Raw genomic sequence first — 5,916 nt, 5'->3', positions numbered from 1 at the left:
ATATAATGATAATAATTAACAGCATCTACTCAAAAAGTCATAATATTTCAAGGAGAGGAAAGTATGTCGATTTATAAAAATGTACTCAAAGAATCATCGTTTTTATCTAGCAATGCAAAGATAGATTTTCCCGAAACCCAAATTAAAGATAAAAATATCCAAGAAATAGAGTCGTCTTTTTCATCAAAAATTGACACTGATTTGGATATAAAGGGACTATTCAATAGTGATATACAGTCGCTTTTGACTGAAAAACAAAATCTGCTTATAAAAATTAAAGAAATTGAAGAAACATTTGAAGGTATTGATAGCGAAAACAATGCCAAAAGAATTAGTGAGCTGAATGGAAAACAGGCTAAGTTAAATGGGGAACTTGTTCATTTGAAGAGTAAGATTGATAGTATCGAAGAAGAATTAAACAAAGTTCGATTTGAAATTCGCAACCTATCCAGTAGAGGGATCGAAAGGATTCTAGAAGCCATCAAGAAACAACGCTGGTATTTTTTTAAAAATAGACCAAAAGTGTTGATGGACCGGGATACCGGATTGCTTTGGGCAAATTTGGACTACTTTTCTTTTTTTAAAGGTGATAATCCAGATCAAAAATATGTATGGAATGAGGGGATAAATTCTTTTCATAAATTAGTCATTGATGGTTACAAAAATTGGGATTTACCGACGGAGTTACAGTTTAGCAAAATGTATAATGATAAATCTTTTCCTTTTATTACCGATAGATATCTTATCAAAGGGAGGCAATTTTGGCGCTTAAAAAATAGCAGCACGTCTAGTCCTAGTGTAGGTTTATTTTCAGATGGTATAAAATTTAATTCATGGGATTCTTATTGGCTGCCATGTAGTACATCTATAACCTATGAAGACTATGAAAAAAACATATCACCATCCAATAAGGTATATTCCGAACAGGAACGCTTGCGATTTACATTGGAACTTTTTGTGAAGAATGGTTTACAGCCCATTTTTAAAGAGGATGATATTACAAAACTATATCATCAAATTTATTTTGAAAAACCTGCATTGATCCACAAATTGAACAAGCTTGAAACCCATTTAAATAGTCTCCAACAAGTGGAACTATTATCTTCTTCCTTCGATTATCAATCCATCTTGTTGAAATATGAGTGGAAGGCTATTGAAGGCTCGATTATTAAATACTATGAATCTGTTAAGTCTGTCATGGATGAGTTTATGGAAAAGCTTGAGTATTATGAGGAAGTTAAAGAAGATATTATTCGGGACTTCCATGTGATTGGGTTAAAGCTTACAAAAAAATATGAGCATAATCCCAATTTAACGGAAGAAGAAAATCACCTATTGAAGGCTCGGCAATCCTTTTTCAAAAAGAACTTTGAACTGGGCATGAATCATGTAAATGCCAAACTATTGTCTATGAAAAGCCAAGCTGAAAAAATGGAAAAGAGAATCGAAATCATTAATGATGGTGACAACGCATTGCAACAACTCTCCAAAATAGAAAATGAAGAGCGGGCAAGCTTTTCTTTTATTGTTGAAAACGCTGCGAAAATCATTAAAGATGCACTTGTAAAGATTGAGTTTTTTGAGGCCAATAGACCCTTTGTTATTAGTGCCGTTTTTTTATGGGAAAAGTGGACAGAAGATTATCAAATTTTTAAAACAACATTAAAAGATCAACTTAAACATAAAGCTGAAGATGATGGAATTGAAAGCGAAGTATATAGAGCTTGGTACGAAGATTGGCAAAAGAAACGAATGAAGATTGAGGAAAGATTCTTGCCTCTTATTCAAAGAGGCTTAAAAGATAGTTTACTAGAATTTACGGATGACGGGACTACGGTCATTGAAAGGGTATTACAACTGTTAAAAGAGTACAAAGATGAAATCAACAAATTTTATCTGGAGGAAAGAAAAAGTATCTATATCGAAAATGCCTTAAATATTGGCGGAGATTTGCAAGAAAAACTTGTAACGGAAAGTAAGCTTTATAAACTTACCGCTCATTTTCAAAGAGAATTGCAAACGATTATTTTTAAGATTGAAAAATCGGAAGATCGCCTTTTCTTACTAAGATGGGCTGTTGTTCTAATCGACTTACAAATTGATGAGGTTCTTTCATTTATTCAAAATCAGGAGTTAACCAACATTTCTCTTGAAGTTCTAAATGAATTTGCTGATTTGAAACAAAAGAATTTCGATATTTATATTTCTGACAGCCAGGCCTTCACTGAAGAGTTACAAAGACGTGAAAAGGAATATAATTCACTTATCTTTCGAATGAGAAAGGATTTGATGAAGCGGTGAGTTTAAGAAGAGAGTCAAATCTTGGACTCATTTTTGATATTGAAGCGGAAGAGGAATGGAACTATTCCGCGCCGAAGCGTGGAGATCATATTCGCGTTTCCAGGACTTTCTATTATCATCATGGTGTCTATATTTCAGACGATGATGTGATTCATTTTACCGGACAAGATAGTGATAATGTGTTGGATTGGTCCCAAAATGAAGTAATTCAAACCAGTTTGGACGACTTTTTGCGTGGAGGAAGGCTTGAAGTAAAGGAATATACGGAGTTTGAATTAGAGGACCTCTATCCTGTAGAGCATATCGTTCATTATGCAAAAGGATGTTTAGGAGACCAGGGGTACCATTTAATTATTAATAACTGTGAGCATTTTGCAAATATGTGTACGCTTGGCAGATTTCGAAGCAGGCAAGTAGAGCGATTTTTTAAGTTGCTTTTACCTGCAAAAACACTGCCAATGACAAGGAGGAATAGACATATGGGATTTTTAGGGAGAATTGGTGATGCGTGGAATGCGCTATGGGGAAAAGGCAGTTCTGGCGGAGGTAGCAGAACCTCTACTAATAATACATATACGTATGAACCAGATAAGGTAAAAATCGCAGAAATTGAAGCAGATACCAAAATAAGACTGGCAAACTATGAAAATGAAAGAATAGAAATACTGAAGAATGCTCGGCTTGATTTAATGGAATTCGAAGTAAAAAGTACTATGGCTATTGAAGAGGCAAAAGCAAAGGGTTTAGATTTAATGGCTCAAACGCTTGTAGCCATGCAGGCAAAATTAAATGAAGTGGCAGAAAAAAGAATCGAAATCATTGAAAGAGGTTCTTTACAAATCGTTCATGATATTGAGTCGTTTTATGAAGAACTAACCGAAAAGGTAGAAACAAATAGAAGTACTTATAATAGAGAAAAGCTCCCTGAGCTTCTTTCGTTGCTAAATCAATATAAAGAAGGAACTCCAGCGTTTAATTTATACTATGATCAAATTCAAAAAGACAAGCTGTTGCAAGAAAAATTTCTTGAAAAACAGATTGATTCTATTCAAGAACGTCAGAAACAGGTAATTAGTGGATTTTTAAACATAAGGGAAAGAATCATTGAGCAAAACGATAAAATAACTGCTGGGGTACTTGAAAGTATAAAACATGGTAATGAACAATTAAGAACATTGGGGCATGAAAATGCTGACCAACTAAAGTTAGAGAGCAAGTCAGTAACTATGATAGAAGGGAAGTAGAAACATAGGGACCTTACTCACGCTTTTTTTGAGTCATGATAACCTTATTTGAGATTTTATTACCTCAGAATATTCTTAAGATCCGGGTATTGCCTGTTCGGAATAGAATGATATAATTCTTGTAATTTATTTTAACGTTATCGGTAAAAATAACCGTTTTAGAGTTATTAATGATTCATCACTTATTTACACAACAAAAAAACTAATAACTCAAGTGTAATAAAGGAGTAGCAGGACAAAATTTACAAGAATTTTGAATCTAAAACAAATTTAAATAAGGTAAAAAATTTTTTCATAATAGCTTTTGAGATTTGTAAGGGGGAAAACTAGTGACTACAGTTGAAAAATTAGATCAAAGTATAATAATGAAAACGCTGGATTGGGCCTATGATAAGGCTGTGAATGGAATCCCAGGATTAGATTCTGCTGAAGATATGGCTAATGATTATTTAAAGAGAGATGGAACACTAATTGAAAAGGTAAATTCCCTAATTCGCTGGCAAAATACCAAAGCTGCTACAACGGGCTTTTTAACTGGATTAGGGGGAGTTATTGTTTTGCCAGTTGCAATACCTGCTAATATCGCAACAGTAATGTACGTTCAAATACGTATGATTGCTGCAATCGCTCATATGGGAGGGTATGACCTTCGCGACGATCGGGTAAAAACGTTGGTTTATACTTGTTTATGCGGTAATGCAGCAAAGGATATTGCAAAGGATTTTGGAATTAAGTTTGGCACAAAGTTAACTGAAACTGCAATAAAGAATATTTCACGTGAAGTAATCACGAAGATTAATCAAGCGGTTGGGTTTAGATTATTAACTAAATTTGGAGAAAAAGGTGTAATTAATTTGGGGAAAGCAATACCCTTGGTCGGAGGCGTCATTGGGGGTACTGTAGATGGAATTTCTACAAATATTATTGGGAATGTTGCAAGAGATGCATTTATTAAATAATCAATAGATGGAAAATTCCTAGGCCCCATTATTGTCACAGATTGAGGCTGAGCTGCATTATAAGTACTGAATAGTTGATAATGGAATTTAGAGTCTTTGAAAAAATAGTTTCAAAGACTCTTTTAAACTTAATATAGAAATGTAATAAAATATTTATGCAACTATCATACCTTCGTTCGGTCGATCTGAGTCGGAACGATTATCTTTTTCAGCTGCATAAGTTGATTCTCTTGATGAAGTAGATTTACCTGATGCATATATTCGATAAACATCATTACTATATGGTTTCCAATTCCACTCCATTGATGTCGAAACTTCATCTTGTTGTGGTAACTCTAAGAATTTTGATGCAAAAACTTTCATTCTAACACCCCCTTTCACGATACTTGCTGGTTAACCAAGAACATATTAATTCTGAAATTGGTAGTCCAGTTAAATCCTCTATCCAGAGCCATTGTCCCATCGAATTTACTTCTAGAAAAATCCATTCATCTTTTTCTGTTACTATAAAATCTAATGCACCATATTCCAAATCCATATCGCTCATGAACTTCCTAACATTTTCTTTCACCTCGGTTGGCGGCTCAATTGCAAAATGAGGAGTATTTGCAATATCATACCTTCTCCAATCAATATTAGCTATCTTTGATTTTTGTGATTCAATTTTACAAACAAAATGTTTATCTCCTACAACTGTATATCTAACCTCATATTTTTTGGGGATATATTGTTGTAAAACGATAGGATTCTCTGAATATTCCTCGAATTGAAGTAAATCATCATAAGAAACTTTGTTTACATAAATTCCTTTAAAGGTGTTTTCAGAGGTTTGATAAAAGTCCTGAGACATCATTTTTAACACAACAGGATTATTAATTTCATAGAATTGTAATAGCTTTTGTTTCTCGTTGGTTACAATCATTTTAGGAGTAGTAAATCCTACTTTTTGTGCAATCTGGAATTGTAGATATTTATTTTCAGCTTTATGACTTTTCCTAATAGGATTTAACCATGGAACTTCAATTAAAGATAAATATAGTCCAAGTAGGGTTTTATTCCATTCATTTTTCCATATTTTAAAATCAGCTGAATTATCAACTTGCTCTTCAAGTGTCATTTCAACAAATGATCGTCTATGCCATACACAGGAAATTTCACTGGGAGAAATTGACTTTCCATTAACTGTAATGAACCATTCAGTCCCATTAAAAGATAGGAAGGTTTTTTTTAATGAATTTACATCTAAGTTAAATCTAAAAAACTTCGCATTTTCTTTTGATATTAATTCAATAACTGCATCAGCATGTTTATCATATTGGTCCGTTAAAATAAGTATCATAGTGCCACCTTCAAATATTTTCATATTCCATCAAAATTTTACATATTAAATATAATATAACATATGAATAAAT

The 5,916-nt window shown here is 33.1% G+C and carries 5 protein-coding genes; 3 read left to right on the top strand and 2 right to left on the bottom strand.

The window, feature by feature from the left end; translation table 11 throughout:
- The first annotated feature begins 63 nt into the window (after window positions 1-63).
- The 3 genes from V7161_RS19550 to V7161_RS19540 all read left to right on the top strand — a co-directional run bounded on the left by V7161_RS19550 (window position 64) and on the right by V7161_RS19540 (window position 4,504).
- Entirely contained in the window at window positions 64-2,301 is a 2,238-nt protein-coding gene (locus V7161_RS19550; protein WP_335714581.1) for a hypothetical protein, read from the top strand.
- The gene (locus V7161_RS19545; RefSeq protein WP_335714580.1) at window positions 2,298-3,545 is read left to right on the top strand and encodes a lecithin retinol acyltransferase family protein; all 1,248 of its coding nucleotides are present in this window, start codon (window positions 2,298-2,300) and stop codon (window positions 3,543-3,545) included. Before V7161_RS19550 ends, V7161_RS19545 begins: the two co-directional genes overlap by 4 nt.
- A 329-nt stretch (window positions 3,546-3,874) precedes the next feature.
- Window positions 3,875-4,504, top strand: a complete 630-nt coding sequence (locus V7161_RS19540; protein WP_335714579.1) for an EcsC family protein — start codon at window positions 3,875-3,877, stop codon at window positions 4,502-4,504.
- Between the two features lie 153 nt (window positions 4,505-4,657).
- On the opposite strand, the gene V7161_RS19535 is transcribed toward V7161_RS19540, so the two are convergent.
- Window positions 4,658-4,867: a hypothetical protein gene (locus tag V7161_RS19535; protein WP_335714578.1), complete on the bottom strand. Its 210-nt coding sequence runs from the start codon at window positions 4,865-4,867 to the stop codon at window positions 4,658-4,660.
- 1 nt (window position 4,868) lies between these two features.
- Window positions 4,869-5,843 (bottom strand): MvdC/MvdD family ATP grasp protein, encoded by a 975-nt coding sequence (locus tag V7161_RS19530; RefSeq protein WP_335714577.1) that lies wholly within the window; start codon window positions 5,841-5,843, stop codon window positions 4,869-4,871.
- Between the last annotated feature and the right edge of the window lie 73 nt (window positions 5,844-5,916).

It is taken from the genome of Neobacillus drentensis, assembly GCF_036965425.1.
Classification (GTDB): domain Bacteria; phylum Bacillota; class Bacilli; order Bacillales; family Cytobacillaceae; genus Neobacillus; species Neobacillus drentensis_F.
This window is presented reverse-complemented; position numbering and strand designations above follow the sequence as displayed.